The sequence below is a fragment of the Adhaeribacter sp. genome, from assembly GCF_057359045.1.
Window position 1 is genome coordinate 1 of the sequence record NZ_JBMQUD010000016.1, and the last position, 3,408, is coordinate 3,408.

Consider the following 3,408-nt stretch of genomic DNA (forward strand, 5'->3'; position numbering starts at 1 on the left):
AGTAGCTTATAAATTTAATTATAAAGTTATTTGGCACCGCGCAATATTTTTTCTAGTTTGTTGGTGGCTTCGGGCGCTAATTTAAGGAGCCAAATACCAGCGCCATACACGAGGGTAATTAAAGCAGAACGCACCCCTATATCTAAAAAGGTGTTTTGCAGGTAAGGCAACAATAAGTTTAGTCCGTAACTAACGCCTGCTAGTAATAATATTTGCCAGGATGTTTTATCGAAAGGCTGCATTTTAAACCAGTACAGCACAAACAACATGCGTAATAGGTTTATCAGTATGTTGGTACCCATGGTGGCAAAAGAAGCGCCTATAATGCCAAACGACGGAATAAAGTAATAATTAGTTAAAATAGTGGTTAAAGATAAGAATATATTGAAAAATAAATCGTAGCGGTATTTGCTGGATGTAAGCAGAATTAGCCCGTTAATACCGGTTGCCAAATCGAATAAGCGGGCTAAACCAATAAACAAAATTACGTAGCGGCCTTCCTGGTACTCGGGCGGAAGCAAAGCAAACATATTATTTATATTGGCCCAAATGCCCGTAAAAAGTAAGCAGCCAATTACCAGGTTCATGCGGGTTACTTGCTTGTACAAGCGGGCCAGGGCCGGTATATTTTCGTTTTTCCAGAAATCGGTAATCTGGGGCAGCACAATTTTGTAGAGCGAGCGGCCCGGAATTAAAATAACGCTGGCAATGTAAGCGGCAATGGTATAAATACCTACCCCCCCCAATCCAATATAATGACCAATCATAATTGAGTCGATGGTAATAATAAGGGTATTGGATATGTTGCCTAAAAAAGAATAAAAGCCATACCGCACCATCCCTTTAATGGGCATTTGTTGCAGTGCTTTAAAATCGGGGCGGATGTAAAATTGTCGTAACCAGAGCAGGTATATCAACAGAAAAAAAGCTACCGAACAATTTACAATTACAAAAAGACTTAAGAATGTCGGGAAGGAATAATATTGCTGGTTGTACCCCAAAATAACCAACATGGTGAGCACCCGCAGCAAGAAATCCTGCACAAACGACGACACCACCGTTTTATATAACGAGGTAAGGTAGGCATTGAATAAATTAAAAATTAAAGTAAAAAAGCCTAACGGAATAAGATAGTAGTAATATTCTACAATCAGCGGCGATTCTTTGGTGTAATACCCAAGTATATAGGGCCGGAACACCAGGAAGAGTAGCGTTATCAACACAAACCCCGCCATGGGAACGCCCAGAAAAAATGCCAGAAAACCATGGTGTTGCCGGGCTTTGTCGCGGAAATAAGGAAAAAACCGGACCCCTGCACTGGCAAAACCTAAAGCCGAGAATTGCGCATATACCACCGCCAATGTGAGCAACAAACGGGTTAGCCCCACCTGCTCTTCTTCTAACATCCAGGGCAGCAAAATAACTATATTTACATAGCCAATAATTACCCCGGCATAGGAAATAATGGTGTTTAAAATACCTTGCCGTTTTATGGTGCCCATGTATTTAAATAAATGCTTTTATAAACCGGCTGGCCAGTACATGGCTTTGGCCTTCGTATTCGGTACCCATTACGGCGTTATAATAACCAGCGCGTTCGTAAACCTGGGGTCGGTTATGCTGGTAGGTTTTTATGATTGCTATTAAATGTTTTGCATTTTTGGCGGTAAGTATTAAACCATTTTTTACGTAGCCATAGTAATCGTAAAGCAAGCTGTTAACATTAAAGCGGTAATAAATACTCAAAATATTTAACATGGTAGCTTCCAGGTGGATAGAAGAATCGGCTGCCACCAAAGCATCCTGTTGTTTTAAAAAGGAAAAAGCCGTTTCGGTTTTGGCATCGGAATATTTAACCTGGGCACCAAACTGTTGAGTAAAGCTAAAATCACGGTTATCGCTGGGGTGCGGCCGAAACGTAAAGGCAATTTCCGGAAAAGCTTGCGTTAAATTTTTTAACAAATCAGCAATAGGTTCCAGCTCATCGATGGTATTGGCACAAATGCCCAGGCGCCGGATGGTTTTAGATAAGTTCTTTTCTTGCAGGAAAGCATCGGCTTTGGGCATACCAATTAATTTTACTTTTCCGGTTATAGGTCCGCACTGCTTGTATTTATCTAAAGCATCTTGTCCTTCAAGCAGATTTAAATCAAATTCTAACGGCGGAAAACTGTTGCTTACACTGGCGTGTTGAATGTAAATGGTTTTAATGCCTAAGTCTTTGGCGGCAAGTAAGAGTGCCCGGGAATCGGTGTTGTGGTCGTTGGCAAAAATAATGGCCTTGGGCTGGTACTTTTTTAAAGCTTTTAGGGAAATTTCGTAGTAGCCGGTAGCAGTATAAATTAAATCAAAAAACCGGATGGCGCGCTTGCCTTTTAAGCGGTACAAACCCCACAACAACGGAAAAAAACGGTAGAGGTAAAATATTTTATACCGGGTAGAGATGCGGTTAACTTGTTGGTTGTATATGCCCAGTTGTTTATTTTGCCCGGCAACAAATACCGCATCAGGTAAATTTTCTTTAAAAAATGACAGCGCTTCGTAATTGTTTTTACTTACCACGTAAAGCCAAACTTTCTGGTGTAGGAACCGATTTTTGGGCTGGGGGCTAAATAAAGGTAAAACCAAACGGCCAGCTGTATACCCCAAAACCCAAATAATACGGGAAAAGAAATTAACCCGCGAAATTGCATTAAGGGTATGGGCCGGTAAAGCCGCAAAGGTATCGGTAAAGCGAAGGTGTAAAATATTGGCGTACCTTTTTACCAGGGTATTAAACATGCTTATAATAAATCCCAGGTTAAGGGTGTGCCGGCTTTAAAATCTTTTTTGGCGGTTTTGCCCAATATTTGTTCGTAATATTTAGGGGCTAATCCCAAACCCGGCCGAATAATCCGGAGGTTTTCGGGCGTAAATATTTCCCCGGCTTTAATATCCTGGCCTACGTAAACCGAGCGTTTAAATAATTTACTTTTTTGTTCGGCTTTTTGAATTCCGTACTGAATATTGCCCAACGCCAATTGCGCACGCTCCGTTTCGATTACCAGGGCAGCTAATTCGGCCGGTTCTAAAGAAAAAGCAGAATCAACCCCGCCGTCGGCCCGGTTTAAGGTAAAATGTTTTTCAACTACGGTAGCGCCCAAAGCTACGGCGGCTACGGCGGCCCCAATGCCCATGGTATGATCCGACAAGCCTACTTGTACCCCAAATAATTGGGCTAAATGCGGAATGGTACGCAAATGGGTATTTTCGGGCGTAGCCGGGTAAGTGCTGGTGCATTTGAGCAATATTAAGTCCTGGCAACCCCAGGCACGTAAAGTCCGGACACCCTCGTCGATATCGGCCGCGTTAGCAACCCCCGTAGACATAATAACGGGTTTGCCTGTGGCAGCTACTTTCTTTAGTAAA

At 42.3% G+C, this 3,408-nt stretch carries 3 protein-coding genes; all 3 read right to left on the bottom strand.

The features are described from left to right. Positions 1 to 26 precede the first annotated feature (26 nt). Positions 27 to 1,502 carry a lipopolysaccharide biosynthesis protein gene (locus ACO1R6_RS03225; protein WP_486262133.1) on the bottom strand — a complete coding sequence of 492 codons (1,476 nt, stop codon included), beginning with the start codon at positions 1,500 to 1,502 and terminating at the stop codon, positions 27 to 29. A 4-nt stretch (positions 1,503 to 1,506) separates the two neighbouring features. After that, a complete protein-coding gene (locus ACO1R6_RS03230; RefSeq protein WP_486262134.1) occupies positions 1,507 to 2,781 on the bottom strand; it encodes a hypothetical protein in 1,275 nt (424 codons plus the stop codon). Positions 2,782 to 2,783: 2 nt separating this feature from the next. Continuing rightward, the coding region (locus tag ACO1R6_RS03235) for an N-acetylneuraminate synthase family protein (protein WP_486262136.1) at positions 2,784 to 3,408 on the bottom strand (625 nt) is incomplete at its 5' end.